This is a genomic window from Nostoc sp. FACHB-892 (assembly GCF_014698795.1).
Taxonomy (GTDB): domain Bacteria; phylum Cyanobacteriota; class Cyanobacteriia; order Cyanobacteriales; family Nostocaceae; genus Nostoc.
This window is the reverse complement of sequence record NZ_JACJTR010000001.1, coordinates 576,603-603,293: the sequence shown is the minus strand read 5'-3', so window position 1 is coordinate 603,293 and position 26,691 is coordinate 576,603. Positions and strand designations below refer to the sequence as shown.

The following is a 26,691-nucleotide window of genomic DNA, read 5'->3' as shown; positions in this document are numbered from 1 at the left end:
ATATGCCTTGCTATAAGTAAACCTAATTAATCATCACCTCCGGTTTCACATAGTTCAGCAAAAAATGTATCTCTGTTTACAAAATCTTGACGCTTATTCTCTTGGAAAAAACTTTGCGATTTACTGAAATTTCTTTTTGGTTAACTGCTTCACCATCTTTACGTAGATAAAACCAAAATGCATTTGTTAATTCGTCTGAATACACTTTTTGGCTAACACTAGATTTATAACTTTCTACAAAAGGTAACCATTCATTCTCATATACCTCTTCTCGCTCTTCATGCGGCAACCTCATAAATATATAGTTACGAACCAAGTCTACCTGAGTTAGTTCTTCTCCCTTATTATTTAAACTTTCAAAAATAAGATATGGGTTATCGTTTGCATCAGAAGTTATATTTACTATAACTAATTGCTCTAATATAATTTTTTTCAATTTTGTTAAATCAAGAGGTATATCTTGCTCAGGGACAGATTCTTTCAGCCGTTTATCAAAAAAATTATAAGCTTCATTTATTTGCCCTGACTGCAATTCTGGATTTTTGGTTTTAGCTGTTTTAGCTGTTTTAGCTTCAACTATATTTTTATATGCATCACGATCATTTTGAGTAGGTAATACTTTAAAGTAATCGTCATTTTTATGATATTTGTTAATTAAATAAAATTCATATATCTGTTCAGACATTTGTTTATCATCTTTTTTAAGATGATTTCGTAATGCTGCTAAGAGAATACTAAGGGTGGTAAGACGTTGTTGCCCATCTATTACAACATATGGAGTGATGCCGTCAGCTGTTCCTAATTCAGCTTGTGTAACTATGGGGCCAAGAAAATAAGAACCTTGTACTTCATCATTATAGAGACTCATCAAATCTTCCCAAAGAGTCTTCCAATTTTCCTGTTTCCAAGAGTATGGTCGCTGAAAAAGAGGTATTTGAAACTGTTTACCACCTTCTAGTAAGTTACGAAGAGTTGTTTCTGATGCTTTCATGCTTGTTATTTGCTTTATGTATCATATACGATAATAACTAATTTTTGTATTATCAAAGACTTCAGTGTGAGGAATTTACATTAAAAAGCCTGCTAATGCGGGCTTTTTAATGTAATCACAGATTAAAACCTGGGGCATTTCATGTCAATTATTACCTACCTCGCTGCCGTAGGCATACCCAAAATATCCTCAAGCCTCGGCATATCTTCCAACGCAATCACGCGCCCTTCATCCTCAAAACCAGCAATTTGATCAAAGTTCAAATACCGATACAAATCATCTGCAAAAGGATGAATTCTACTCGCCACAATATCCAAATATTCCTGCACTGTGGGAAGCCGTCCTAACAGCGCACAAACTGCGGCTAATTCTGCTGAACCAAGATACACCCGCGCATCTTTACCCATGCGATTATTGAAGTTGCGGGTAGAGGTAGAAAACACTGTTGTGCCATCAGCAACTCGCGCCTGATTACCCATACACAAACTGCATCCTGGCATTTCTGTTCTAGCACCCGCAGCCCCAAAAACGCTGTATACACCTTCTTCTTTTAATTGGTGTTCATCCATACGCGTTGGTGGTGCTATCCACAGGCGAGTTTTCACTTCACCTGCACCTTCCAAAACTTTCGCTGTTGCCCGATAATGACCAATATTCGTCATACAAGAACCGACGAATACTTCTTGCACAGGATCATTAGCAACTTGCGATAATAATTTAACATTATCGGGGTCATTGGGAGCAGCAACAATTGGTTCTTTGATTTCGTTTAAATCAATTTCAATTATTTCGGCATACTCCGCATCGGCATCGCCTTCTAATAACACAGGATTTGCTAACCATTCTTCCATCTTTGCCACACGGCGCAGCATGGTACGCGCATCTTGATAGCCCCGTGCTATCATATTTTTCAGCAACGCGATGTTAGAACGCAGATATTCAGAAATTGTCTCTGCACTCAGCTTAATTGTGCATCCGGCACAAGAACGTTCAGCACTAGCATCGGTGAGTTCAAAGGCTTGTTCAACTTTTAAATCTGGCAAACCTTCTATTTCCAGAATTCGTCCGGAGAAGACATTTTTCTTGTTCTGCTTCTCTACTGTCAGCAAACCTTTTTGAATTGCTACGTAGGGTATGGCATTCACGACATCGCGCAGGGTGATACCTGGTTGCAATTCTCCTTTAAATCTTACCAAAACTGACTCTGGCATATCTAAAGGCATCACACCCAAGGCGGCTGCAAAGGCCACTAACCCAGAACCGGCGGGGAAGGAAATACCCAAGGGGAAGCGGGTGTGAGAGTCGCCGCCAGTTCCCACGGTGTCGGGTAGCAGCATCCGGTTTAACCAAGAGTGGATGATACCATCACCGGGACGGAGGGCGACACCGCCACGAGAAGCAAAGAAGTCGGGGAGTTCGTGATGGGTTTGGATGTCTACTGGTTTGGGATAAGCTGCTGTGTGGCAGAAACTTTGTATTACTAAGTCTGCACTGAAACCAAGACAGGCGAGTTCTTTTAATTCGTCGCGGGTCATGGGGCCTGTGGTATCTTGAGAACCAACGGTGGTGATGATGGGTTCGCAAGATGTGCCGGGACGCACACCAGGTAATCCGCAAGCTTTACCTACCATTTTCTGTGCTAGGCTGTAGCCTTTACCTGTATCAAAGGCTTGCTGGGGACGGGTGAAAACGGTGCTGTGTTCTAAACCAAGTGCAAGACGAGTTTTATCGGTGAGGGTACGTCCAATAAGTAGGGGGATGCGTCCACCTGCGCGGACTTCATCGAGGATGGTGTCAGGTTTGAGGGCAAAGGTAGAAATGACTTCGCCTGCTTCGTTTGTGATTTCGCCTTTGTAGGGATGGATGGTAATTACCATGCCGGTTTCGAGTTTGGTGACATCGCACTGAATAGGCAAAGCACCGGCATCTTCAGCTGTGTTAAAGAAGATTGGCGCGATCGCACCACCTAAAACATAACCCCCAGCGCGTTTGTTTGGCACAAAAGGTATATCATTTCCCATGTGCCACAACACCGAGTTGATGGCAGATTTACGCGAAGAACCTGTACCAACTACATCTCCCACATAAGCTACAGGATGCCCTTTCTTCTTCAGTTCGGCAATGGTTTGTAAACTTCCCGGTTGCCGTGACTCTAACATCACTAAAGCGTGTAAGGGAATATCCGGGCGAGTTGTGGCGCTTTGGGCGGGTGATAAATCGTCGGTATTGGTTTCGCCTGGAACTTTAAAAACGGTGACAGTAATCGCTTCTGGAACTGTGGGGCGCATGGTAAACCATTCAGCTTCCGCCCAAGAGTCAACCACCCGTTTTGCGAAAGGATTGGTTTTAGATAACTCTAAAACATCGTGGTAAGCGTCGTACACCAAGAGGATTTTGCTTAAGGCGTTGGCGGCGTAGGCGGAAATGGGTTCCTTTCCTTGTCCACCCATTACTAAAGGTGTTTCAGATGAGTCTGAGACGGATACGGTAGGCCATTGCAGCAAATCGATTAAAGATTGCACATTGTAACCACCTACCATCGTGCCCAGCAATTGCACCGCTTCTATGCGCGAAACCAAGGGACTAGTGATTTCCTTTTTGGCGATCGCGGTGAGAAATCCGGCTTTGACATAAGCTGCTGGATCAACACCAGGAGAAACGCGATCGCGCAATAAATGTAATAATATATCCTCTTGACCCTTGGGCGGATTTTTCAGTAATTCACATAATTCTGAGGTTTGCTTCGCATCCAATGGTAAAGGAGGAATACCGAGTGCTGCTCTTTCGGCAACGTGTTTACGATATTGTTCTAGCATTTTTATGTTCTCCATTGGGATGTTCTATCTTTAATTATGAAATTTTTAGGCAATACTTGGCTATAAAAGTTTAGCTTACTTTTATGATGAAAGCCTTACTGGTAATCGGTTATTAGCAACTTTTTTTATACTGAAAGTTTAGTTTAGTTTGAAAAGTATTAAGCGAATAGAATTCGCTACTACACAAACATTCGCCCTTAGCGTTCCCGCAGGGTAGGCTACCTCCGTGGACTAAGAGAAAATCAAGAATTTTTAACCTACGGAGGTGGGTTTCGTCTGTATAGCCGCGACTTCTACTCGCCAGGTGTAGTAATAATAAATTAGATTGATTGTTGGTTTAACCAAGTTTCTAAATCAGCAACACTAGAAAAGTCTAGCAATGCTTCTCCTAAATTCTCTAATTGTTCAAGCGATAAGCGTTGAATTTGCTCGATTAATGACGTATCAATCTCACCAATACGGCGATTGAGTTAACGTAGAACTAAACGTTGTTCTCCTTGTTTCTTTCCTTCTTGTATAGCTTGTTCTCTGTCTCTTTGATAAAGTGGTTCTAATCGCATAATTAACTCCCTATCATCTGCTTATAATTTTTTAGGTTGTTCCCCCAGAACAGTAGCATATTGGTGTATGCATGGAGATCCAGATAATCTATAAATGGATAAGTCAGGGAAACAGAGCCGAAGATTTTCAGGATATTGACCCCAAGATTGTTTTAATTTTAGATAATGCTAGTTTTCATAATCGTTTTGATATTCTCGCTAAAATCTCCCAAGAACTCTCTAACTTTATACGGCTTTGTTGCACAAATAGAAAAAATGGTAAATTATATTTATTAATAACTATGTTGCAATTTAAATGCTGATTAGATTAACCGTTAACCGTCAACAGTTAACACTTAACGACCGTAAACAGTGTTTATACAATTTAGTCACGAATTAGCTTAGTAAGCTGAAATTTACGCAAGCGTCAAATGTTAAAAATAAAACTAACCTGCCGTCTTCTACGTAGATTAACTGAGCTTGTGTAGCCGACAGGCTTTAGCCTGTCGGCTATTAGTGCTAAAATTTTCAATTACGTGTAGCTTCCAGTAGACGGGAAAAATAAAAACGAGTCTTCGTCATCGCTTTTCGTTGCAATGAAAAGCCATTACTTTCTAAAATTTTCACCACATCAGCTTCACGATGCAAATATGCACGAGTCGCTTTACTTGCTCCGGGAAAGAAACTGCCAATTTTCTTAAGTATACTCAGAGCGCAAGTCTTCGGCGCAAAACTGAGAATTATCCGCGACTGTGCCAAAGAACAGAGATGAGAAATCATCTCATCCGCTTTTTCTTGGGGGTAGTGGATGAGAACATCTAAGCAAATAACGGTATGGTAACTCCCACTCAACGATTCCAAATCCTGCACGGCAAAAGTGGGATTTTCAGTATTTCCCAAGGTAAGCTTTGCTCTATCTTTGCCTTCTTCCACCATTTTTTCAGAAATATCGGTGGCATAAACTTTAGCACCATCTACCGCTAAAGGAATGCTGAGACTACCGACACCACAGCCAGCATCGCAGATTGATAGCTCTGGTAAATTATTATCAGCCTTCAGCCAGCCGAGAACTGTATCCACGGTTTGCTGGTGTCCATTGCGGATGTCTAGTTGGACTTTATTGACTTCGCCATCGCCGTAGATTCGCTTCCAACGGTCAAACCCTGTGGAATTGAAATACTCGCGAACAATCGTTTTATCGTCGGCTGTGTTCATAAACTTTGATTTTTAGAAGTTCCCAATGTTTAAAATTATCATTGATAGGAACCCATAAGAGCGGTCTTCCAGATTTTTCTAGATATGATGCAGAGAATTAAGGGCACACATCTGTGCATTCATAATCATTTAAACAAGAATTGCTATATTTAATAAACTATTTATAGTTTTTTGAAAGAATTTCTTACTCTTTAAAGAGCAATTATTTTTATTACTATAAATTGTATCAATATTTCACACTGTAGATATATAAAATCCTTCTTAAGGTAGAATCGGAATGCGATCGCAACCTTTATGCTGTTAAAGTTTTTATGATTTGTAACTAATAAAACTGAATAAACAAAAAACTTTAAGTAAAATTTCTTATGCTATCTCTAGATTTACTTTACTATTTATTTAGGCTTAATTATTAAACATGGCACTGAACTCGCTCACAGACAGCCCTATCGTTGCATTTACAATTCTCCTAACAGTAATCTTTACTGTACCTCCTATATTTGAGCGGCTGCGGCTACCTGGATTAGTGGGGTTGTTGGTGGCAGGCATATTACTAGGTCAAAATGGGCTAAAGTTATTAAATCATGAGTCTGAAACTATTAATCTGCTCTCAGAAATAGGCAAACTTTATTTAATGTTCGTAGCAGGTTTAGAAATTGACTTAGAGCAGTTTCGTAAAACTAGAAATCGCTCAATTGGGTTTGGTATTTTAACATTTTTAGTTCCAATGATTGCTGGCATTGCTACAGGACGATTATTCAATTTTAGTTGGAATGCCTCCGTCCTCATTGGTTCTTTACTGGCCTCTCATACCCTCTTGGCATATCCAATTGTGAGTCGTCTCGGAGTGGTAACGAATGAAGCTGTAACCGTCACGATTGGTGCCACAATTTTTACTGACACAGGTGCTTTGCTAGTATTGGCGATTTGTGTTGGAATTCATGGAGGAGAATTCTCCGCCATGAGTTTAGCGATTTTATTGGGTGGATTAGCAATTTACACTGCTGTTGTCCTGTTTGGCTTTGACTGGGCAGGAAAAGAGTTTTTTCGCCGCTCTGGGGATGAACAAAGTAACCAGTTTTTGTTTATCTTACTAGCATTATTTTTAGCATCTGTCGGAGCGCAGGTAATTGGAGTTGAAAAAATTGTTGGTGCTTTTTTAGCAGGTTTAGCTGTCAACGACGTTCTGGGACGTAGCCCAGTCAGAGAGAAAATCGAATTTATTGGTAGTGCTTTATTTATCCCTTGTTTCTTTGTGGACATGGGATTATTAATTAATATTCCTGCATTTATCAAAACCCTCAGTTCAATTTGGCTGACTCTGGTAATTGTAGTAGCTTTGATTGGCAGCAAATTTATAGCAGCATTCTTAGCCAAATTATTGTATCGCTACAACACGGCGGAATTGCTAACAATGTGGTCATTATCACTACCACAGGTAGCAGCCACACTAGCAGCAACCTTAGTTGCTTATCAAACGGTAAATCCTGCTGGTGAGCGTTTAATCAGTGAAGCTGTCTTAAACAGTGTGATTGTTCTCATGCTGGTAACTGCAATTCTGGGCCCCATAATAACAGCACGATTTGCTCCTTCACTACAGCTTTCTCAGACAGATTTTGAAACAGATAGTTTGACAACTTGGTGGCAAGATAATGAAGATGAGCAAGTAGATAAAAATCAATATCCATTTACTGTATTAGTGCCAATATACAACCCCCAAACCCAGCGCTATCTAATAGAAATGGCAGCACTCCTGGCAAGTCATGAATCTGGAAGAATTGTGCCATTAGCTATTACTAAAGCACATATTCAGATGGATGATCCGCAATTAGTAACAGCACTCGATCAAAGCCGAGAAAGATTGAATTTAGCTAAAGAAATCAGTCAAGAATTTGAGGTGGAAGTATTACCAGCAATTCGGATTGATGATGATGCAGCCTTGGGGATTAGCCGCACCAGTCGAGAACAAAACGCTAGCTTAGTAGTGATGGGTTGGTCGCAAACAACAGGTTTGCGTGCCCGCTTATTTGGTAGTGTAATTGATAGTGTTTTCTGGTCTTCTCACTGTCCAGTAGCAGTAACACGCCTTTTAAGTAGTCCTAAGACAATTCAAAGAATTCTTGTACCAGTTGGAGACTTAACGCGCCAAACTATAGGCGCTTTGAGATTTGCCCAGATTTTGGCTGATGTTAATCAGGCAGAAGTAGTGCTATTACACGTATACAACCGCAAAACCCCGTCTAATCGAGTAGAAAACTTTGTATCTCAGTTGTCTGATATTACTTCTAAAGGCCAATTACAGGTGAATACGAATATCCAAACAATCAGGGGTGATGATATTGCTAGAACCATAATTCGGGAAGCTCAGGCATTTGATCTAGCAGTGTTACGTTCCGTTCGTTATCGCACAGCAGGTGGATTAGCCGTTAGCGAAGTGACAACGCAGTTAATTAAAGAATTGAAGTGTTCAATTGTATTGTTGGGAGAGCCTCATTCGTAATATGACGAGTCAACGTCAGTAAAAAGTACAAACACTTGCGATCGCTTTTGCGTCAGTGATGGGAATCGACAAGAGCGATTGCAAATCACCCCCAAAATGATTTACCTGTGGGACTGAAAGATAAACGACTGCTACACGGGTATTTAAGATTACTGCTGACGCTATTTAATCTCTGCGATCGGTAATAACAAAGTATCTTCTATTTGCTGTCGAACTTTCCGGCTGACATAACAATCACTCTTTAAACAAGATACAAGTATTTTATGGGCATCGTAATATTGTTTAAATATTTCTTTTTGCTCGTCAGTAAAATGCCATTCGTGACCAATGTTTCGATATCTAATAAGTAAAAATTTGAGTTTTTCAACCCAAGATTTTCCATTAGCTCTCCACAAGGGTTTAAATATTCCTTTATCCTTATCTGGATCAGGAATTTGTTGTTTAAACCTTCTTAGTGAGCGTTGTAATTCATAGTCTGATGTCGATGTAATAGCACGATTTAGGGCATATGATAGTTGAGACGCTAGTGTAAATGTCATTCAATCCGATGGGTTGAGTCATATCTAGCACCCGCATTGTGCCGCAGCGCTCTTGAATCAGGGGTTTTATTTTTTCGCGTACCTCTTGCACGATCGCATCAATATCAATGCTGTTATCCTGATTTACCTCTACTTCACTGGCTGGTTCAGTAACTACTTCTTCCCACTCTAAATTTAGCCTGTCGCAAATCTGGACAAAGATATTGCGGTCAACAGGTTTACCTGTAAAGAATTTTCCGATCGGCTGGCGAGTTACTTCTAAATCTTCAGCTAATGCCTTTTGAGTTAAGGAATAACGAATTAAAGCTCTTTTTACTTTTTGGATACCTTCTGGAGAACAGAAAAGCGATCGCCCTGACATAAGCTAACCATTACACTTTTGCTGATTCTAACTGCCAATTTTGCAATTCATCCTCATCGCATACACAAGTCATTCATATCCCAAGCCTGTATTTAAACTTACAACAAGCACTAGCCTGTCAAAGTAGGGATGTAGTGATTCAAATGATTTGGGAGTGGGCCAATGTTATCCAAGAAACTTCCTTCAAGAGATGAAGTGCTGGCTGTTGTTACGCTGATTATGGTCATTGGTTCTTTAACTCTTGCGGTTATCGACGAAAAGAGTCGCCCTCCATTTCTAGATTTAACTAAATTTGCTGTCGGTACATATATTGGACTGCTGATACCTCGGTCTAGGTCAAATGATAGCGATCACAATTAGCCAATGACAAATTCTCTCTTGGCGACTCTATGCAATCCTAAATAATTCGTAAGAGACAAGATCCCGGACTTCTTTGAGAAGTCGGGGATATGTGACTTTCAATTCTCATAAATTAAATAGGAATATTTTTATCTCAGACAACAGGGAGAAATAACCAAAAGCCTCCAGGGAAGTTTCATTTTTCTCCAAAGATAGCAAAACTTATTCATGCAACAAGAAAAATTAACTCGTCCTATTGTTAATTTTTGTAAAATTGATGTCTTCAAGACTAGAAACCTGATATCTAGATAGCTAAACTAACAAACAGTGCATCTGTACTGTTAACTATTAAAAGTAGATGTGGCGCTATAGCGTGAATGATCCCAGTACAACTTATCCTCAAAAACTTTCTTAGTTACCGTGATGCAACTTTAGATTTTGGCGGTTTGCATACGGCTTGTATTTCGGGTTCCAATGGTGCGGGTAAATCTTCACTTTTGGAAGCAATCACTTGGGCAATTTGGGGTGAAAGCCGCGCCACTGCTGAAGATGATGTAATCTATTCTGGTGCGAAAGAAGTTCGAGTTGATTTTACTTTTCAAAGCAACCAGCAAAAATATCGGGTGATTCGTACCCGAATTCGGGGCGGTACTAGCGTTCTGGAATTTCAAATAGAAATACCATCTGGGTTTCGCTCACTCACTGGCAAAGGGGTAAGAGCAACCCAAGATTTGATTTTAGAACATATCAAGCTCGATTACGATACATTTATTAATTCTGCTTACTTACGTCAAGGGCGTGCAGATGAGTTCATGCTCAAACGCCCGACGGAACGCAAAGAAATTTTAGCGGAGTTGTTGAAACTCAATCAGTATGATGATTTGGAAGAAAGGGCAAAGGAATCTTCTCGTCAGTTCAAAGCCAGGGCAGTAGAGTTAGAGCGTTCTTTGGAATCGATTAAAATTCAGCTGCAACAACGCGAGACAACCCAAGCGCAAAGAGTCGAGTTAGAAGCCGAACTCAACCAACTGCAACAGGTACAAGCTTTTGATAATATTCAATTACAAAGTTTGCAAGTTGTCCAGCACCAGCGCCAAAATTGGGAACAACAACTCAGTTTTGTAAAGCAGCAATACCAAAATCTTACCCAAGATTGCGATCGCCTCCAACAAGAACAATCAGCTATTGGCTCTCAGCTATCAGATTTAGAAAAAATATTACATCAAGAAGCTGAAATTAAAGCTGGATACGCCCAATATCAAAGTCTCCAATCTCAAGAAGAAGCTTTTGCTGCCAAATTTGAAGAATATACCCGCGCTGGGCAGACTCGCCAACAAAAGCAACAACAGCTTACCAAACAAATTCACGAAATCGAACGGCAACTGCAACAAGCCCAAGCCCAAATAGAAGCTTTGCAGCAACAAGAGCGAGATATTCAGCAAACTCTGACTAAATCAGGTGAAGTAGAAGCTGCTTTGTCACAGCTAACCGCAGCGCGTCACCATGTTGCACGTTTAGATCAGCTGCAAATGCAAGTTACTCCTTTGTTGCAACAACGAGCAACTTTACAAAGCCAACTCGATCGCACTCATGCTGGTTTAGTAGCGCGACTCGAACAACTCCAAAGTACTGAGAACCAATTGCAACGCCAGCACCGCCGCCAACCGCAACTGCAACAAGCGGTGATGGATGTAGCAATCCAGATTGAAGAACTGGAGAAAAAACGGGTTTATTTACAACGAGTCCAAGAAAAAGGGCAAGAAAGGCGGCACTTTATCGAACGTCTACAAGCTCATCAACGCGACTATGAAAAACTGCTGGGAGAATTAGAGCAGAAATTGCAAATGCTCCAAAATCCTGAAGCACTTTGTCCATTATGCGAACGTCCTTTAGATGAACATCACTGGAGCCGGGTGGTAGAAAAAACCCAGGCTGAGTTAGAGGATACTCAAGGGCAGTTTTGGGTAGTGCGAGAACAAATGGCTGTGTCAGACAGAGAAATTCAGGTACTTAGGCAGGAATATCGGGAAATTTCCCAACAGTTGGCGGGCTACGATGGTTTACGCGAACAAAGGGGACAGTTGGCAGCACAGTTAGAAGCTACAACTGATGTCCAACAACAGTTACAACAAATTGCTGCTGAAAAACAGCATTTAGAGCGATCGCTCCAAGCTGGTGATTACGCTCCTGATAAACAAGCCGAACTCCGGCAGCTAGACCAATATCTGCAACAAGCTAATTATAATGAACAAGACCACGCCCTCGCCCGCAGCGAAGTTGAACGGTGGCGATGGGCAGAAATTAAACAAGGGCAAATTAAAGATGCGACTAAACGACAAGCGCAACTATTAGCCCGAAAACCAGAATTACAATCCCAAATTGCTCAATTGCAAGCCAGAATCCAGCAAGATCAGACTGATTCTGAATGTGCTAAACAAATCGCGGCTCTTGAGCGTCACATTACCGAAATTGGCTACAGTTCCGAGCAGCACAACAATCTGCGTATGGCTGTCCGTCAAGCTCAATCTTGGCATTTGCGGTATCAACAACTGCTGTCAGCCCAACAGCAATATCCGCAACTCCAAACGAGATTGCAAGACTTAGAGGATTCCAGAAGCGCCAGAGTAACAGAGCGGCAAAAACTCGGCGGACAAATCGAAAGCATTATCCAGCAATTACAAGCAACAGCTAACCCATCTGCCCAAATTCAAGCTTTAGAGCAGCAGTTAGCAATACGCAGACGGCAACTCGATGAGCAAATTGCCAAATTAGGGCGTTTAGAGCAGTTGGCGCATCAACTGGAAACGCTGCAAATTCAGTACGAACAACAGCAGCAGCAACTCCAATCTTGCAAGCAGGAATGCCGTGTTTATCAGGAATTAGCGCAAGCTTTTGGTAAAAATGGTATCCAAGCACTGATGATTGAGAATGTGTTACCGCAACTAGAAGCTGAGACAAATCAACTACTTTCGCGGCTGAGTGGTAATCAGTTTCATGTTCAATTTATTACTCAAAAAGCTGGGCGCAGTGCTAAATCAACCAAGAAAAATGCCAAGCTGATAGACACCTTAGATATTTTAATCGCCGATTCTAGAGGAACACGAGCTTATGAAACTTACTCTGGTGGAGAAGCTTTTAGAATTAACTTTGCCATCCGTTTAGCCCTAGCAAAATTATTAGCGCAACGGGCGGGGGCGGCATTGCAATTGTTGATTGTAGATGAAGGTTTCGGTACACAAGATGCTGAAGGATGCGATCGCTTGATTGCAGCGATTAATGCCATCTCCTCCGATTTTGCCTGCATCCTCACTGTTACGCATATGCCCCACCTCAAAGAAGCTTTCCAAGCCAGGATTGAAGTGAATAAAACTCAGCAAGGTTCGCAGTTGAGTTTGTCAATTTAATTGAATTTTACTCGTGCATCCAGACCATAGGAGCGGAGCTTTTTCGTTAGCGCTTCTGCTTGTGCGCGATCGTTAAATGCCCCAGCATTCACATAATCTCCTAGATTGGATTGCTCTATAACGGCATCGGGTATATATTGTTGCACTTTAATCAGAGTATCATTATTAGAAATTGGTATTATTACTCTGTAAGGATTATTAGCAACTAATGTGTTGCCATTAATCTGAGGTGCTACATAGCCATTGGCGGGAGGTAATACATAGCGATTAGTCTCAGGTAATACATAGCCAGTATTAATAGGTACTACATAGCGATTAGTCTCAGGTAATATATAACCATTAGCCTCATTTATGCTTGGTTGTTGATTAGCATATCCGTCTGTGGAGGCTCTACGCAATGCCTGCAAAACTTGGGCATTGGCGATGCCATCAACAGGTAGACCATAATTTCGCTGGAATTGAATGATAGCTTCTCTAGTCAAGGGGCCAATATTCCCAGTGGGATTAATATTAAAAAAACCTAACTGTTGTAAACGGGCTTGTAGTTCTTTCACTTCTTGAGTCGAGAGACTTGATCTGGCTGAAGTCGGAGAATAACCCAGTAGTGCATTCCAAGTTTGTTGGTTTACAATCCCGTTAGCAGATATGCGATACCTTCGCTGGAATGCAATTACAGCATCTCTAGTTATTGGGCCAAAATTTCCAGTGGCATTAGCATTCAAGTAGCCTAACTGCCGCAAACGCTGTTGTAACCTTGTCACGGCTGCACCAGTTTTGCCTTGAGAGAGAGTAGGGTATTGACCAACTGGCGATCGCGATGCGCCACTAGTATTTCTACTTTGACATGCTCGTTGTAAGGCTTGTTGCGTATTAGTACCCACAACCCCATCAGCAGGTATTCTATTAGCTTGCTGGAATTTAATAACAGCATTCTGAGTCAAATTAGCAAATTTACCTGTCACCGGGCCGTTAAAATAACCCAACTTTTTTAAACATCTCTGGCTACTGGTAACGCTAGCCCCACTACTTCCGATTTTCTGAAGTGCTAAAGCTTGCCCAGTTATACCCATAAGCCCCGTAATCAATGCTACAGATAAAAGACGCATTGCAGCACCCGTAGATATATTTTTCCAATTCAAAAATTTGAAATTAACTACGATAGGAACACCCTTGATGCTTTCAGATGCCTCATAGACTGAGGCGAGCTTAGTTAAATAGCTATCTACCCCTGTTTTCACTTGCTTTTTTAGTTATGGCTATACAGAATTATACCAGTTCCTCTGTGTTATGTTTGTTTTATGTATGATACTTTACAAGTAATTGCTCTAGAAATGCATGTCTGACTTAGGAAGGTAGATGAAACTGCGGACAAAATTACTTTTGAACAAGTTCATAACGACCGTAAAGAGTGTTTATACAATTTAGGCGCGCATCAGCTTACATCTGTAACTTTTTGAGCAGATTGGAATCCAGCACTAATCACGGCAATACTCGCCAATCACTGATAGTATTTTGGCGAATTTCGATATTTGGTGAGATTTATGAACAAGCAGAATGTTGCCATTCCGCCTCCCAATGCCTATTGTTCATCAAGTTTTTCAGTATTACCTGCTTTCACCCAACCTTCTTGTTCGCTACCTTCCAAACGGATCTTTTGCCAGCCTTTATCCGCGCTTTCTTCCAAGATAATAATTTTTTGATTAAAACCCACCCCACCAATCTTTTCAGCTTGTTGATTTGGTTGCGATCGCAAACTCAAGCCTTCAGCCCAATTAACACGCCCCCGGTAAGCTCCCGATGGCAATGGTTTTGGTGATGGGGTAGCCTTTGGTGATTCTGTGGGGGCGGAGGTTGAGCTTGGAGAAGATTCAGCCTTTGTACCGGGTGTAAGGTTAGATTTACTTCCAGGCTCAGTTGCTTTGGGAGCTTGGGCTTTCACCGAAGGACTATCGTTAGAATAAACGGGTTTGGCAGGGGGTATGCCGGTACGATTCATAAAATAGAGTGCAATTGCAGCACCGCCACCTATTAGTACAGCGATCGCTAAGAAAAACCCAAGTATAAATTTTGCTAAACCAGACAACATAGTTAAAACCTGATCACCAGTGGTCAATAGTCAATAGTCAATAATAATTCATGATTAACTGTTGACTACTGACTAGCAATTATTAGCTAATTCATTATTGTAGCTACTGCCGAATGCGTTTACGTAGTACGCCGGAGGCGTTCGCTTAAAGGATTGTGTTTCGATGCTAAACGCGCTCTCCCAGCCGCCGCCCATTCTTGGAGTTGCTGAATTTGCTCTACAGCAGTCCGCGCCAAGGGGATAATCTGACTGGCTGCTTCTAAAATGTCATCAGTAGCAAAGTCGCGGTTTTGGCTAAATCCAATATGCATCGCTTCAATTAAAGTTTGCTCAATCTCTGCCCCAGAAAAATCGGGCGTTTCATAAGCTAACCTTTCGATGTCATAACTTTTCAAATTATGGGGGCGCAATCGGGATAGATGAACATCATAAATCGCTTTTCTCTCTTCTTGGGTGGGTAATCCCACAAAGAAAATTTCATCAAATCGCCCCTTACGGAGCATTTCCGGCGGTAAAGCTTGGATGTCGTTGGCGGTGGCGACGACAAACACGGGTGAGGTTTTTTCAGCTAGCCAGTTAATAAAAGTACCAAATACACGGCTAGCTGTTCCTGCATCACCTTTGCTACCAAGTCCGGCAAAGGCTTTATCTATTTCATCAATCCACAAAATACAAGGAGCAAGGGCTTCAGCTACTTGGATCATTTGCCGAGTGCGAGATTCTGATTCACCCACCAAACCACCAAATAACCTTCCCACATCCAAACGTAACAAGGGTAAATGCCAGTGATGAGCGATCGCTTTTGCCGTTAAGGATTTACCAGTTCCCTGAATACCTACCAACATTAAACCACGGGGGTGCGGTAATCCGTACTGTCGCGCCTTATCAGTAAATGAGCCTCCCCGGCGAATCAGCCAGTCTTTTAAGTTATCCAGTCCGCCGATATCAGAAATTTGCTCAGTGGCGGGGTAGAAGTCCAAGATTTGGGTTTGGCGGATAGTTTGGCGCTTTTCTTCCAAAACCAGATCCACATCTTCTGGTTGCAATTCTCCGTGGGTAGCGATCGCTTTTGCCAAGACTCGACGAATCCGTTCCATCGAAAGCCCTTGACAAGAGCGCACTAAGTCATCTAAAACTTTGCCAGAAAGTGAGTTACCAGTACTTTGTAACAAGCGATCTACCTCAGTTTTAATTTCTGGGGCGGCGGGTAAGGGAAACTCCACGACTGTCAGCACTTCGGTTAAATCGTCAGGGATGGCGATGCGCGGCGACAGTAGAACAATATTTTTTGGTTGCGACTTGAGGAGTCTGGACAGATTGCGGAGTTTGCGGGCGATCGCTACATCATCTAAAAAGCGATGATAGTCTCGGAGAATTAATACCGCAGGTGCAGAGGCTGGTAACTTTTCGATAAATTCTAAAGCTTGCAATGGGTTACGTCGCCCAAACCCAACATCATTGGGGTTTCCTTGGTAGCCATCAACAAAATCCCAAGTATACACTGGGCGATTACCCTGGTTGCTTGCTTCTTCCCGGATAGCTGCTTCTACCCGTTCCTCTTCATAAGTGGGAATATAAATCAACGGGTAGCGGGCGCGTAACAGCAGTTTAAACTCTTCACGGAAGTTCATATTTGGCTATCGTTATTAGTTCTTCTCTCATTGTTCAGGTTTGTATCACCTCTAACAACTAAAAAGCCAATAACATCACAGAATTTTCAGTTAGTCCAAATCTTACTTAGCGTTGTCGCTTGCTCAGGACTAAAGATTTTATATTGCCTGAGCCATAATGTAGCTGAAAGGAACTTTGTCACTCAATATGTCCAATAATACAATTGAAAAGCTAACTTCAGAGCAACAAGCTTTAATATCTTCTTATCGAGAAAAATGGCGTAATATTGTAATCTCAAATAAAACTTTTGACCGTTATGAAGCACAGCAAGCAGTTAAAGCTGCTTATGAACTAACAGGAAGAAGCAAACCAAAAATTATTTTTTCAGACAGTAATAATTCTGCATTAAAAATAATTTTCCAAAGGTTACATGCACCTCATTTACTTGGTTACTTGGGGAATAAAGATCGGAAAAAGCTTAGTGAAAACTTAGGAGAATGTATTGCTAGAGAACTGCCAAAGGAACTAATGGCAGAATTAAATAAACGTTTTACTAATCAAATTGCATACGAACTTGATAGATACCTTAATATGCAGATGTTATCATATATTCCGGCCGTACATAATTTACCACATCCCAATATTAATTTATATACTGATATTATTTATAATTGTATTAATCCCAAAACCTGGGAAAATATTGCGAGTAAATATGATTTTATAATTTCGGAATTAAATTGTATTTACTCGCCTAAAGCTTGGGAAGCATTTCAAAATCTTATAAAATTTTGTGGCTGGATTTTCCCCTTTGAAAAGTTGTGTTTGATATGCGATTACCCTCTAGAGTTTCTTTATGACAGCGCTTATCGCCTCCATGCGGAGGGAGAACCAACTATAAAAATAGCAAATGGATGTGATGTTTATGCCTATCACGGTGTTATTTTGCCCAAAAAATATGGTAAAGTCCGCCCGCAAGATTGGCAAATTTCATGGTTTTTAGAAGAACAAAATGTGGAATTGCGCCGAGTGTTAATCCAAGAAATCGGCTATGAACGTATTGCTGAGGAGTTACAAGCTACAATCATAGACTCATATCAAGAATACACTTTATTAAAAATTGATGACGGTGAAAACAAAGAGCCAATTTATCTTTTGAAGATGACTTGTCCCAGCACTGGTAGAATCCATGTATTGCGCGTACCGCCTAATATTCAATCTGCATATCAGGCGATTAGCTGGGTGAATTGGGGTATTGACCTAGAAGAATTTGCTATACAAACCTAAATAAGTGATTCGTATTAGAACTATTTAATAAAATATAAAACAATAAGCCTGTGTAGACAGGCTTAGTTCGTTTAGGTGCAGACTTAAGTCTGACGGAATTATCAAATTACTACCCCGGAAGTTGCTTTTTCAAAGCTTCCAGAGAAGCCCAACGGTTATCAACTGGAGTTTCAGGAATATCAGAACTGTCAACTGTACTAGTTACAGGAATACCTGGACAATTGCGATTGCACAGCTGACGCTGGGGTACTGCCAAGCTCATCTGTTCATACAGCCATTCGTTGGGATAAAAATAACCATCGGGTGGTAGGGTTTCCAACAAATCTTCCATAGTCACTTCCCGTTCTAGGGGCAAGTCATCTACCTGATTTGCAGTTTCATCTAACCAAATGATTTCTTTGGTATCAAGCCCTAAGCGGCGATTGTATTGCTGTAAGCATCGGTTGCAGGTACAAGTAATAATTGTTTCTGCTTGGGCGGACACTTCCAAGTAATTGCCATGATGCTGAACGCGCACATGGCCACGAACTGGTGTCAACGTTTCCAAACCAGGCAGAAATTCCTGAACCTGAACTTCCTCTGTCCGCTCCGATGCTCTAGTTAGCTGCGGAATATAAATTGCGTCCATAGGATTTGTGAGACATCCTCACTAAAAATTTATCTTCTTTACCAGCAATAATACTGATATTACATCTTTAATTTTATCTCTTAAGAACAAGAGAAATTTTGAAAGAAATTATATTGTTAAGAGTTTCAATTAACTCCAAACTCTTAACTCCTAACTCCTAACTCCCAACTTCTTCCAACGAAGCTGGACGCACAACCAAATGACGATGCGGCTCTTTACCGCGACTGAAGGTTTCTAAATCTCCAAACTCTTTCAAGAAGGTATGGATTTGCCGCCTTTCAGCAGAACTGAGGGATTTGATTTCCACTTCTCTACCAGAAAAGCGCACTTCATCGGCTGCTGCTTCTGCTAATGCGCGAATTTCGGCTTCTCTTTTAACCCGGTAGCCATTTAACTCAATGGTGTAAGAAGCTTGTTCCTCCGGTGGTTGGCTCAGGTTTAAAACCGAATTTGCTAGATACTGAATCGCATCTAACACAGAACCATCAGCACCAATTAATACCTGGATTTGTTCTGTCGTCAAATTAGTTTGGTCAATTGTTAACCAGTAGTTATCTGGTTCTGAAGAATCGCCGTCTTGAGATTGGGTAGTTTCTAAATGACCCTGAATTTCAGCAGGTATTCCAGTGAGTTCCAGCAGGGTTTTTAACCACTGCTGACCTCGCTGCATGGGAATATTGCTCATGATCCCCCTGTAGCCTTTTTCTTGGCACTTTTTGGTTCAAATGGCAATGCCTTTTGTTCTGCGATTACTGCTTCTTTCTCTTGGGTTGCTACGATTTTTTGCAGTTCTTCTGGTAGAGGTTCGCGGGAGAGCAGATAAGTTTGTGCAGTTTGGAAAATATTACCAATCACCATATACATCAGCACCCCTGCTGGCAAGGGGAAGAACAAAAACATCCCAGAAAAGATTACTGGGGTGACTTTGTTAACTGTATCCTGCTGCGGATTGCCACCACTAGAATTTTGCCCAGAAAGCATTTGGCTAACATAAAGGCTGATTCCAAAGGAGACGATCATAGCAACGATATCCCAATGGATTGTGCCATCTGGATCTGTTGCACCAACCCTGCCTAAGGCATCAATAAATAGAAAGCCTTTTTCTGCTGCTAGCCCAGGAATTGTCCCTTGAATAGTGACTTCTCCAGGCTGCAAAGCTTCTACATTGCCATCGGCATCAATTTTTACCCTATCTTCACCCTTGGTGACTTTCCAATCAGGAGTCAGCTTATTTTCTGGGTGTTCTGCTAAGAGTACTTGAAATGGTTTGCCCTGAACGGTCTGATATTGGATCTTAGTTTGTTCTCCCACCGCTAGTTTGTTACCACTAGGAAGGATGGCAGCTACTTTAACGTGTTCTCCATCAGCAATATAAATATTTTGAGGAGCAGTGGCAAAGGCTTGCGGTTGAATTTGTTCGATTTGTTCTGCGGGAAGAATTTGCAGGTTAACGCTGTAGTTCGCACTTGCAAAAGGCGAACCCCGCAAAGTGGCAAACAGCGCTAATAAAACCGGCATTTGCACTAGTAATGGAAAACAGCCTGCTAAAGGGTTGCCAAATTCTTTTTGAACATTGACCATTTCCTCCTGCTGCTTTTGCGGTTCATCCTTATAGCGCTCTTTAATTTCTGCCATCCGCTTCTGCATCAGAGGTTGTACAATTCGCATCTTCCGCATATTGCGAATTGAGCCAGCACTCAGGGGATAGAGCGCGAAGCGGACTATCAGGGTCAAAGCAACGATCGCCAATCCGTAGCTAGGCACAATACCATAGAAAAAATCTATGATTGGCAGCATCACGTTGTTCGAGAGAAAGCCGATACCAAAATCCATTATTCTGAATTCAACCTGAGGTACTGTAAACTGACTGAATCTAAGTTTATCTAAATCATAAATTATGTGCGACTACCCTTCGCTACGGATAGCCGCACATTCAAATGGGGCATTAGGCATTGGGTATTGGGCATTGGTTTTTCTCCCTTATCTCCCCTTGCTTGCTCCCATCACTTGTTAGCAGCAGCGCTATATTCGGGATTTTTAGCAGCAATTCTTTCGTTGATGTAGTCATAGACTTCCCGAAACTTAGGAATTGCACGCAGTTCGAGACGGCTGCCGTTTCTTAGGGTTAGCACCATATCTCCCCATAAGCCAATGCCACGGGGGACTGTGACAACTTTAACGATTTCTGAATAAATTATGTCAGTGCGATCGCGTCCCTGCCAACCTCCCGTCACGGTAATCCGGCGATCGGTGATGCGGAAACGCAGCCACAATGCTCTAACAATTGCCCCAACTGTTAATGGTATCCCGACAATGGTTAGCCCAATCAACAGGTTGACAATTAAATCCCCAATATGGGGGCCACCTTCATAATAAACATCTTCACGAATTCCCATCGAACACCTCAGCTTGTGCCAACAACTGCTCTAATTCTTGCAGAAATTGTGGGCTTACGCACTTAGATTCTGCTGCTGTGGGTTTGACAATGAACACTAGCCGCCATCCTGGTGATAATTTGGGCAGCAAGTTATGTAAAGCAGAAGTAATTTGCCGTTTGATTCGGTTGCGAACCACTGCCCTTTTGCTGACTTTTGTGCTTATGGAAATGCCAATGCGCGTGCTGGCAAGATGTGCTGAGTCAGTTGCTTGTGTCGTTTGGGTGGCAGTGTCCAAAGAAGGTTTTGTCAAACATAGAGGTTTTAAGGCTCTCAATATTAAATAAGAACCATGACGCCGAATCCCTTCCCGGAAAACTGCCTGAAAATCCTTGCGGGATTTTAGCCGATTTGCTTTAGGCAAAGCCACAGATGCTCTTCTAGCTTAATATGCTCTAAACGCTCAGACGGTGACGCCCTTTTTTTCTCCTAGCACTAATCACGTTTCTGCCGTCTGGTGTCCGCATCCTAGCGCGAAAACCAGAGGTTCTTTTTCTCTTACGGCTAGTACCGCCCAGTGTTCTTTTCATACTGTTCTCCTCCTTAGGTGATTTTTATAAAAACTCACAATCTCTAATTGTATCGCTTTATTAAAAAATAGGAAATAGGGTATTGTGCAATATTCTTCTTCCCCTGCCTCCCCTGCTCCCTTTGCTCCCTCATCTCCCCACTCCCGACTCCCCACCCCACTTTTAACTGATGCTTAAAATCCATGTTCCCATATAGCGCAGTAGTGGCACATCGCCAGGGGAGAGAACTTGACAGTTAAAATAGTAAATTCCGCCGAAGGCAGGGTTTTTCACGTTAGATAAGACTACCTCAACTGCACTACCTGCTGGCACCGGCTCTTGGGGAAAAATATTAATCAGCTTACCTTCTTTGTCCCACTTAACCTCAGAAAGCGGAACTGCTTTGCCTTTGACTCGGACTTGAATGTTTTTCTGGTCAAAAGTTCCTTTGTAATAATCAGGATAGGTAATGGCAAATTGACCAACAGCCAATTTCATTCTTTGGGCTGGAATCTTCAATATGTATCTATCCCAACCATTAGCTTGTCCACCAAAATCTAACCGGAAGGGGAGTTGATTTTCTTGTTTGATGCCGCTAAACAGCGTAAACCCAGGTAAACTTTGCGCCCAAGTCAGGGCTGGAAATGCAGTCATTAAACAGCTAGTCACGGCTACAGCGGAAAGTAAACGTCGCATAATTGGGCTTCCTCTACCAAAATATAAATCTGTTATCTAAAATAACCGTGTGTTAGTATTCGTTACTAAAGTTTACTACTCACTTCCTAACAATTGACGTTCAGTAACAATAAAAAGTGCCATCCTCCTTGATGTTTGGGCGGACAGCAATATTACTTAGTTGCAAATTTAACATACAATCTATTTAGTTTATTACCCTTACAGGCTGCTGATTTGATGACTAGGTTGGTAAAATTTTGAACTAAATAGAAATACAGTTGGGATTGGATTGTGTTTCTAAATATGTATAAGTGTATCTAAATTTGAGAATTTTGTTATAAAAATTGAGGTGTGGCATCAGCGATCGCCAGTTAAGTTGGGCTAAATTGATTAAAATGAGTTGAAATCGAAGTCGTAATCATTAAAATTTGATTGGGAAATTATAAAGCTTTCAAAATTTGGTCAATATTACTCTATAAGAAAGGAATACCAAAATTTCTCAATCCCGAAAACAAGCTGAAGATAAAGATGCAAAATTTGGGAATCAATTTAGGATGTGCAATACGTAACCCTGTTTGCAACTATCTGAGAATATGACATCTGCGAACGGCAAAGTCAGGCTTTGCCTGGATAGCTAAGAGTGGGAGAGGAAAGTTTCAAGGTTCAATCTACAAGTAAAAATCATGGCTGATTTTGCCGTCTAAGTACTATGAGTGCGGGATATCCCTCATCTAGACAATCGCTTACTTGGCAGAGATTAGGTATTTATCTTCAGGAGATTTCATGAGAATAGCAGTTGCTAAAGAAATTGAAGTTTGTGAACGTCGTGTGGCATTAATTCCTGACACTGTTGCTCGATTGGTAAAACAAGGTTTGGAAGTTTGGGTGGAAACAGGTGCAGGAGAGCGATCTTTTTTCAACGATCCTGACTATGAAGCGGCAGGAGCCACAATAATCAGCGATACTGCCAAATTATGGGGCGAAACAGATATTCTGCTGAAAGTCAGTCCACCTCAAGAACGAGAAGATGGACGCTCAGAAGTTGATTTGTTAAAGGAAGGGGCTGTATTAGTCAGTTTCCTCAATCCTTTGGGAAATCCTGTTGTAGCACAGCAACTAGCAAATCGGAAAGTCACAGCCTTGAGTATGGAAATGATTCCCCGTACTACCAGGGCGCAAAGTATGGATGCTTTGTCCTCGCAAGCTTCATTAGCAGGTTATAAAGCAGTATTAATTGCCGCAGCTGCATTACCGAAATATTTCCCGATGTTAACCACAGCCGCAGGCACGATCGCTCCAGCGAAAGTATTTATTATGGGCGCTGGTGTAGCCGGATTGCAAGCGATCGCCACCGCTAGACGTTTGGGAGCAGTGGTAGAAGCCTTTGATATCCGTCCCGCCGTCAAAGAAGAAGTGCAAAGCTTAGGGGCAAAATTTGTTGAAGTCAAATTAGACGAAGAAACCGTCGCCGCAGGTGGTTACGCCAAGGAAATCTCTGAAGCTAGCAAACAACGTACTCAAGAAGTTGTTGCTGAACACATCAAAAATTCTGATGTCGTAATTACCACAGCCCAAGTGCCAGGGAGACAAGCACCACGGCTCGTCACAGAAGAAATGGTGGCACAGATGAAACCAGGTTCAGTGATTGTAGATTTGGCCGCTGAACAGGGTGGTAACTGCGCCTGCACCGAACCCGGTAAAGATATTGTATGGAACGGCGTAACAATTATCGGCCCCATTAATCTCCCATCATCGATGCCAATTCACGCCAGCCAGTTGTATGCCAAGAACGTAACTTCGTTGATGCAACTGCTAATTAAAGACAAAGCTTTGCAGGTTGATTTTGGGGACGACATCGTTGATGCAGCTTGCGTTACCCATGCTGGTGAAATTCGCAATCAACGAGTGCGGGATGCGCTACAAGCTTTGACTACTCAACAACCGGCGGTTAATTAGGGAGATGAGGGAGCAGGGGGAGTAAGGGGAGATAAGGGAGAAGAACCAATGCTCCATGCCCCATGCCCATTTACACAAGGAGTTTTTATTTCATGACAGAGGCATTACTTGCTGCTTTGTTTGTATTTGTTTTGGCATCTTTTATCGGCTTTGAAGTCATCAACAAAATACCACCGACTCTACACACACCCTTAATGTCAGGCTCAAACGCGATTTCTGGCATTGCGGTACTTGGAGCAATAGTTGCTGCTGGTGCAAGAGACACAAGTGTGTCCGTAATTCTCGGTTTGATTGCTGTGGTATTGGCAACAGTCAACGTTGTGGGTGGTTTTTTAGTGACAGACAGAATGTTGCAAATGTTCAAGAAGAAGGAGATTAAAGCGTGAGCGACTTTTTACCAACTGGCATTCAGCTGACGTACTTAGTCGCTGCATCGTTATTCATTCTGGGCTTGAAAAAGCTGGGATCACCTGCTACAGCGAGAAACGGTAATATTGTAGCGGCTGTGGGGATGCTACTGGCGATCGCAGCGACAATGCTCGATCAGCATGTATTAAACTACCAGATGATATTGTTAGGCTTGGCGATTGGATCGGGAATTGGTGCGATCGTTGCCTACAAAGTCCAAATGACCGAAATGCCCCAAATGGTGGGTTTGCTCAACGGTTTGGGCGGTGCGGCTTCGGCATTAGTCGCCGTTGCCGAATTCTGGCGGTTATTAGATAGTTCGCAGCCGATACCTCTTGATGTCAACATTTCCATCCTGTTGGACGTGTTAATCGGTGGTGTTACCTTCACGGGTAGCTTCTTAGCCTTTGCCAAATTGCAAGGTTTAATTAGCGGTTCGCCGATTACATTTCCTTTCCAGCAACCATTTAACCTCTTGCTTTTAGGTGCTTATGTAGTAGGTAGTGCCTATTTAATCATCACACCAGATAGCTTACCCATATTCTTGGGAGTGGTTGGCGTTTCCTTAGTGTTGGGTGTGATGTTCGTCATCCCCATTGGTGGCGGCGATATGCCAGTAGTAATCTCGCTGTTGAACTCGTTGTCAGGTGTGGCGGCGGCGGCGGCTGGATTCGTGGTGATGAACAATATGTTAATCATTGCTGGTGCTTTGGTAGGAGCATCTGGCTTAATCCTCACCGAGATTATGTGTAAGGCGATGAACCGCTCCTTATTTAGTGTGCTGTTCAGCGCTTTTGGTACAGGTTCTAGTTCTGGTGGTGGTGCTGCTAGTGGTGGTGCGATCGATCAAACTGTCCGCAGTATCGATCCTGAAGAAGGGGCGATGATGTTGGGTTATGCCCGTTCTGTGGTAATTGTTCCTGGTTATGGTATGGCAGTTGCCCAAGCGCAACATAGCGTCCGGGAATTGTCAGATCAGTTAGAAAAAATGGGCGTTGATGTCAAGTATGCCATTCACCCCGTTGCTGGTAGAATGCCGGGGCACATGAATGTGTTACTAGCAGAGGCAAATGTGCCTTACACCCAGTTGTACGATATGGATGATATTAATCCCCAGTTCGATCAAGCAGATGTGGCTTTAATAATTGGGGCAAATGATGTAGTAAATCCGGCAGCACGGAGTGATAAAAATAGCCCGATTTATGGTATGCCGATTTTGGAAGTAGATCGGGCAAAGCAGACGATTGTGATTAAGCGCGGGATGAGTACGGGTTTTGCTGGTGTAGATAATGAGTTGTTTTACAAGGATAAAACTACAATGCTTTTTGGTAGTGCGAAGGATATGGTGGCGAAGTTGGTTTCGGAAGTGAAGCAACTTTAACGAACCACAAAGGCGCTAAGGGCGTGAAGTAAAGAAAGAATTAGAGAGTTGGCTTGCCTTGGGGGTGTGATGCTTCTGAGGCAAGTTTTTTGTGGGAAAATTGCCTCATGCAAAGGCGTAAAGAATAGAAAGTTTATTTATGACTTGATAATGTCCGAAAATTTTCACTTTAGTTATTTAACTTGACATTCTATGTATGCTCAATTATTTTTGATGAACAAGTTTTGATTTTCTAATTAAAATAATAAAGTTATGTTCAGTCAAGATTCTTTTAATGATGAGCTTCTAGAAAAAATAGTGGATGCATTTTATGGATATGGTAATTATCAAGGGAATTATTGGTTTATTGGTATGGAAGAAGCAGGAGGAGATTTTAACGAAATTAATAACAGAATAAAGAAATGGTCAGAGAGAGAACATAAGGAAATAGAAGATATTGCAGAGTATCATGAAGCTATCGGATATGGGGCGAGTTTTAAACCAGGTGCAAAATTGGATGTGCTAGTCTGGAGGACATTAATTCGTATTATATTGAGTGCTAAAGGAAAAGATAATATTGACCTAGAAGATATTCGTAAATATCAAATAGAGGAACTAGGTAGAAAAGATAAAGAGACTTGTTTATTAGAATTATTACCTTTACCCTCACCATCTCTTAAACATTGGATATATGGTGAATATTCTAAGCTTACTTTTTTATCTAATAGAGATACTTATGAAAATTATTGTCTTGAAAAGCGAATAAATCATATTAGTCAAAGAATAAAAGAACATCAACCTAAAGCGGTTGTTTTCTACGGTGTGGGATATGAGCCTTCTTGGAGAAGAATAACCGAAAAAATAAAGGATGTTGAGTTTTCACGAACTTCAGAAGGTTTCTTAATGTGTAGAAATAGTCAGACTGTGTTTGTTATAACTAAACATCCTGTATCTATAGGTGTAACAAGTGAATATTTCCATAATATTGGTAGATCAATTGCTACTATAATAGCGGAAAACCCATTATCTGCGTAGTTT

At 41.8% G+C, this 26,691-nt stretch carries 23 protein-coding genes and 2 pseudogenes; 9 read left to right on the top strand and 16 right to left on the bottom strand.

Annotation, left to right across the window (positions count from 1 at the left end; genetic code table 11):
* Window positions 1-76: 76 nt before the first annotated feature.
* The 3 genes and pseudogenes from H6G96_RS02620 to H6G96_RS02610 all read right to left on the bottom strand — a co-directional run.
* Entirely contained in the window at window positions 77-991 is a 915-nt protein-coding gene (locus tag H6G96_RS02620) for a DUF262 domain-containing protein (protein WP_190909914.1), read from the bottom strand.
* 155 nt (window positions 992-1,146) lie between these two features.
* Window positions 1,147-3,807 carry a bifunctional aconitate hydratase 2/2-methylisocitrate dehydratase gene (gene acnB, locus H6G96_RS02615; protein WP_190909912.1) on the bottom strand — a complete coding sequence of 887 codons (2,661 nt, stop codon included), beginning with the start codon at window positions 3,805-3,807 and terminating at the stop codon, window positions 1,147-1,149.
* A 320-nt stretch (window positions 3,808-4,127) separates the two neighbouring features.
* A pseudogene (locus H6G96_RS02610) lies at window positions 4,128-4,400 on the bottom strand (DUF4351 domain-containing protein); the annotation flags it as partial.
* A gap of 59 nt (window positions 4,401-4,459) precedes the next feature.
* On the opposite strand from H6G96_RS02610, the pseudogene H6G96_RS41095 reads away from it, so the two are divergent.
* Window positions 4,460-4,594 (top strand): annotated as a pseudogene (locus H6G96_RS41095) (IS630 family transposase); the annotation flags it as partial.
* 280 nt (window positions 4,595-4,874) lie between these two features.
* Here H6G96_RS41095 and bchM read toward each other — a convergent pair.
* A complete protein-coding gene (gene bchM / locus H6G96_RS02605) occupies window positions 4,875-5,561 on the bottom strand; it encodes a magnesium protoporphyrin IX methyltransferase (protein WP_190909910.1) in 687 nt (228 codons plus the stop codon).
* Window positions 5,562-5,976: 415 nt separating this feature from the next.
* On the opposite strand from bchM, the gene H6G96_RS02600 reads away from it, so the two are divergent.
* Window positions 5,977-8,058 (top strand): cation:proton antiporter, encoded by a 2,082-nt coding sequence (locus H6G96_RS02600; RefSeq protein ID WP_190909908.1) that lies wholly within the window; start codon window positions 5,977-5,979, stop codon window positions 8,056-8,058.
* Window positions 8,059-8,219: 161 nt separating this feature from the next.
* Here H6G96_RS02600 and H6G96_RS02595 read toward each other — a convergent pair whose 3' ends face one another.
* The gene (locus tag H6G96_RS02595; protein WP_190909906.1) at window positions 8,220-8,453 is read right to left on the bottom strand and encodes a hypothetical protein; all 234 of its coding nucleotides are present in this window, start codon (window positions 8,451-8,453) and stop codon (window positions 8,220-8,222) included.
* A gap of 73 nt (window positions 8,454-8,526) precedes the next feature.
* On the bottom strand, window positions 8,527-8,958 hold the full coding sequence (locus H6G96_RS02590) for a hypothetical protein (protein ID WP_190909904.1): 432 nt from the start codon (window positions 8,956-8,958) through the stop codon (window positions 8,527-8,529).
* Between the two features lie 162 nt (window positions 8,959-9,120).
* Here H6G96_RS02590 and H6G96_RS02585 point away from each other — a divergent pair, with 162 nt between their 5' ends.
* Together H6G96_RS02585 and H6G96_RS02580 are read left to right on the top strand one after the other, a co-directional pair.
* A complete protein-coding gene (locus tag H6G96_RS02585) occupies window positions 9,121-9,318 on the top strand; it encodes a hypothetical protein (protein WP_190909902.1) in 198 nt (65 codons plus the stop codon).
* Between the two features lie 356 nt (window positions 9,319-9,674).
* Window positions 9,675-12,701, top strand: a complete 3,027-nt coding sequence (locus tag H6G96_RS02580) for an SMC family ATPase (protein WP_190909900.1) — start codon at window positions 9,675-9,677, stop codon at window positions 12,699-12,701.
* Here the strand turns inward: H6G96_RS02580 and H6G96_RS02575 are convergent.
* From H6G96_RS02575 to H6G96_RS02565, 3 genes are all read right to left on the bottom strand, one after another.
* The gene (locus tag H6G96_RS02575; protein ID WP_190909898.1) at window positions 12,698-13,939 is read right to left on the bottom strand and encodes a peptidoglycan-binding protein; all 1,242 of its coding nucleotides are present in this window, start codon (window positions 13,937-13,939) and stop codon (window positions 12,698-12,700) included. The two genes, H6G96_RS02580 and H6G96_RS02575, sit on opposite strands and share 4 nt — an antisense overlap.
* Window positions 13,940-14,280: 341 nt before the next feature.
* A complete protein-coding gene (locus tag H6G96_RS02570; protein ID WP_190909993.1) occupies window positions 14,281-14,787 on the bottom strand; it encodes an SH3 domain-containing protein in 507 nt (168 codons plus the stop codon).
* A 119-nt stretch (window positions 14,788-14,906) separates the two neighbouring features.
* A complete protein-coding gene (locus H6G96_RS02565; RefSeq protein WP_190909896.1) occupies window positions 14,907-16,418 on the bottom strand; it encodes an AAA family ATPase in 1,512 nt (503 codons plus the stop codon).
* A gap of 187 nt (window positions 16,419-16,605) precedes the next feature.
* On the opposite strand from H6G96_RS02565, the gene H6G96_RS41090 reads away from it, so the two are divergent.
* Window positions 16,606-17,682, top strand: coding sequence for a DUF6745 domain-containing protein (locus tag H6G96_RS41090; protein WP_190909894.1), 1,077 nt, complete (start codon window positions 16,606-16,608; stop codon window positions 17,680-17,682).
* A 109-nt stretch (window positions 17,683-17,791) separates the two neighbouring features.
* Here H6G96_RS41090 and H6G96_RS02555 read toward each other — a convergent pair whose 3' ends face one another.
* The 7 genes from H6G96_RS02555 to H6G96_RS02525 form a co-directional block, all read right to left on the bottom strand.
* Window positions 17,792-18,310, bottom strand: coding sequence for a DUF177 domain-containing protein (locus tag H6G96_RS02555; protein WP_190909892.1), 519 nt, complete (start codon window positions 18,308-18,310; stop codon window positions 17,792-17,794).
* Window positions 18,311-18,467: 157 nt separating this feature from the next.
* A complete protein-coding gene (locus H6G96_RS02550; protein WP_190909890.1) occupies window positions 18,468-18,995 on the bottom strand; it encodes a R3H domain-containing nucleic acid-binding protein in 528 nt (175 codons plus the stop codon).
* Entirely contained in the window at window positions 18,992-20,143 is a 1,152-nt protein-coding gene (yidC, locus tag H6G96_RS02545; RefSeq protein ID WP_190909888.1) for a membrane protein insertase YidC, read from the bottom strand. Before yidC ends, H6G96_RS02550 begins: the two co-directional genes overlap by 4 nt.
* A 170-nt stretch (window positions 20,144-20,313) precedes the next feature.
* Complete coding sequence (locus H6G96_RS02540) at window positions 20,314-20,706, bottom strand: PH domain-containing protein (RefSeq protein ID WP_109009000.1); 393 nt, start codon at window positions 20,704-20,706, stop codon at window positions 20,314-20,316.
* A complete protein-coding gene (rnpA, locus tag H6G96_RS02535) occupies window positions 20,693-21,115 on the bottom strand; it encodes a ribonuclease P protein component (RefSeq protein ID WP_190909885.1) in 423 nt (140 codons plus the stop codon). Before rnpA ends, H6G96_RS02540 begins: the two co-directional genes overlap by 14 nt.
* Before the next feature lie 25 nt (window positions 21,116-21,140).
* Window positions 21,141-21,275: a 50S ribosomal protein L34 gene (gene rpmH / locus H6G96_RS02530; RefSeq protein WP_099102484.1), complete on the bottom strand. Its 135-nt coding sequence runs from the start codon at window positions 21,273-21,275 to the stop codon at window positions 21,141-21,143.
* A 162-nt stretch (window positions 21,276-21,437) separates the two neighbouring features.
* On the bottom strand, window positions 21,438-21,950 hold the full coding sequence (locus tag H6G96_RS02525; RefSeq protein ID WP_190909883.1) for a DUF2808 domain-containing protein: 513 nt from the start codon (window positions 21,948-21,950) through the stop codon (window positions 21,438-21,440).
* 762 nt (window positions 21,951-22,712) lie between these two features.
* Here H6G96_RS02525 and H6G96_RS02520 point away from each other — a divergent pair.
* The 4 genes from H6G96_RS02520 (at window position 22,713) to H6G96_RS02505 (ending at window position 26,688) form a co-directional block, all read left to right on the top strand.
* On the top strand, window positions 22,713-23,885 hold the full coding sequence (locus H6G96_RS02520; RefSeq protein ID WP_190909881.1) for a Re/Si-specific NAD(P)(+) transhydrogenase subunit alpha: 1,173 nt from the start codon (window positions 22,713-22,715) through the stop codon (window positions 23,883-23,885).
* Window positions 23,886-23,977: 92 nt separating this feature from the next.
* Window positions 23,978-24,271 carry an NAD(P) transhydrogenase subunit alpha gene (locus H6G96_RS02515; protein WP_100900811.1) on the top strand — a complete coding sequence of 98 codons (294 nt, stop codon included), beginning with the start codon at window positions 23,978-23,980 and terminating at the stop codon, window positions 24,269-24,271.
* Window positions 24,268-25,674 (top strand): NAD(P)(+) transhydrogenase (Re/Si-specific) subunit beta, encoded by a 1,407-nt coding sequence (locus tag H6G96_RS02510; RefSeq protein ID WP_190909879.1) that lies wholly within the window; start codon window positions 24,268-24,270, stop codon window positions 25,672-25,674. Before H6G96_RS02515 ends, H6G96_RS02510 begins: the two co-directional genes overlap by 4 nt.
* 252 nt (window positions 25,675-25,926) lie before the next feature.
* Window positions 25,927-26,688 (top strand): hypothetical protein, encoded by a 762-nt coding sequence (locus tag H6G96_RS02505; protein ID WP_190909877.1) that lies wholly within the window; start codon window positions 25,927-25,929, stop codon window positions 26,686-26,688.
* Window positions 26,689-26,691 lie beyond the last annotated feature (3 nt).

Bases quoted from the DNA above. Each gene is read 5' to 3' on its own strand.
- bchM (WP_190909910.1), bottom strand. From the start codon at position 5,561: ATGAACACAGCCGACGATAAAACGATTGTTCGCGAGTATTTCAATTCC.
- H6G96_RS02505 (WP_190909877.1), top strand. From the start codon at position 25,927: ATGTTCAGTCAAGATTCTTTTAATGATGAGCTTCTAGAAAAAATAGTG.
- H6G96_RS02565 (WP_190909896.1), bottom strand. From the start codon at position 16,418: ATGAACTTCCGTGAAGAGTTTAAACTGCTGTTACGCGCCCGCTACCCG.
- H6G96_RS02585 (WP_190909902.1), top strand. From the start codon at position 9,121: ATGTTATCCAAGAAACTTCCTTCAAGAGATGAAGTGCTGGCTGTTGTT.
- H6G96_RS02520 (WP_190909881.1), top strand. From the start codon at position 22,713: ATGAGAATAGCAGTTGCTAAAGAAATTGAAGTTTGTGAACGTCGTGTG.
- acnB (WP_190909912.1), bottom strand. From the start codon at position 3,807: ATGCTAGAACAATATCGTAAACACGTTGCCGAAAGAGCAGCACTCGGT.
- H6G96_RS02570 (WP_190909993.1), bottom strand. From the start codon at position 14,787: ATGTTGTCTGGTTTAGCAAAATTTATACTTGGGTTTTTCTTAGCGATC.
- H6G96_RS41090 (WP_190909894.1), top strand. From the start codon at position 16,606: ATGTCCAATAATACAATTGAAAAGCTAACTTCAGAGCAACAAGCTTTA.
- H6G96_RS02580 (WP_190909900.1), top strand. From the start codon at position 9,675: ATGATCCCAGTACAACTTATCCTCAAAAACTTTCTTAGTTACCGTGAT.
- H6G96_RS02540 (WP_109009000.1), bottom strand. From the start codon at position 20,706: ATGGGAATTCGTGAAGATGTTTATTATGAAGGTGGCCCCCATATTGGG.
- rpmH (WP_099102484.1), bottom strand. From the start codon at position 21,275: ATGAAAAGAACACTGGGCGGTACTAGCCGTAAGAGAAAAAGAACCTCT.
- H6G96_RS02620 (WP_190909914.1), bottom strand. From the start codon at position 991: ATGAAAGCATCAGAAACAACTCTTCGTAACTTACTAGAAGGTGGTAAA.
- H6G96_RS02550 (WP_190909890.1), bottom strand. From the start codon at position 18,995: ATGAGCAATATTCCCATGCAGCGAGGTCAGCAGTGGTTAAAAACCCTG.
- H6G96_RS02555 (WP_190909892.1), bottom strand. From the start codon at position 18,310: ATGGACGCAATTTATATTCCGCAGCTAACTAGAGCATCGGAGCGGACA.
- H6G96_RS02515 (WP_100900811.1), top strand. From the start codon at position 23,978: ATGACAGAGGCATTACTTGCTGCTTTGTTTGTATTTGTTTTGGCATCT.
- H6G96_RS02525 (WP_190909883.1), bottom strand. From the start codon at position 21,950: ATGCGACGTTTACTTTCCGCTGTAGCCGTGACTAGCTGTTTAATGACT.
- H6G96_RS02590 (WP_190909904.1), bottom strand. From the start codon at position 8,958: ATGTCAGGGCGATCGCTTTTCTGTTCTCCAGAAGGTATCCAAAAAGTA.
- yidC (WP_190909888.1), bottom strand. From the start codon at position 20,143: ATGGATTTTGGTATCGGCTTTCTCTCGAACAACGTGATGCTGCCAATC.
- H6G96_RS02600 (WP_190909908.1), top strand. From the start codon at position 5,977: ATGGCACTGAACTCGCTCACAGACAGCCCTATCGTTGCATTTACAATT.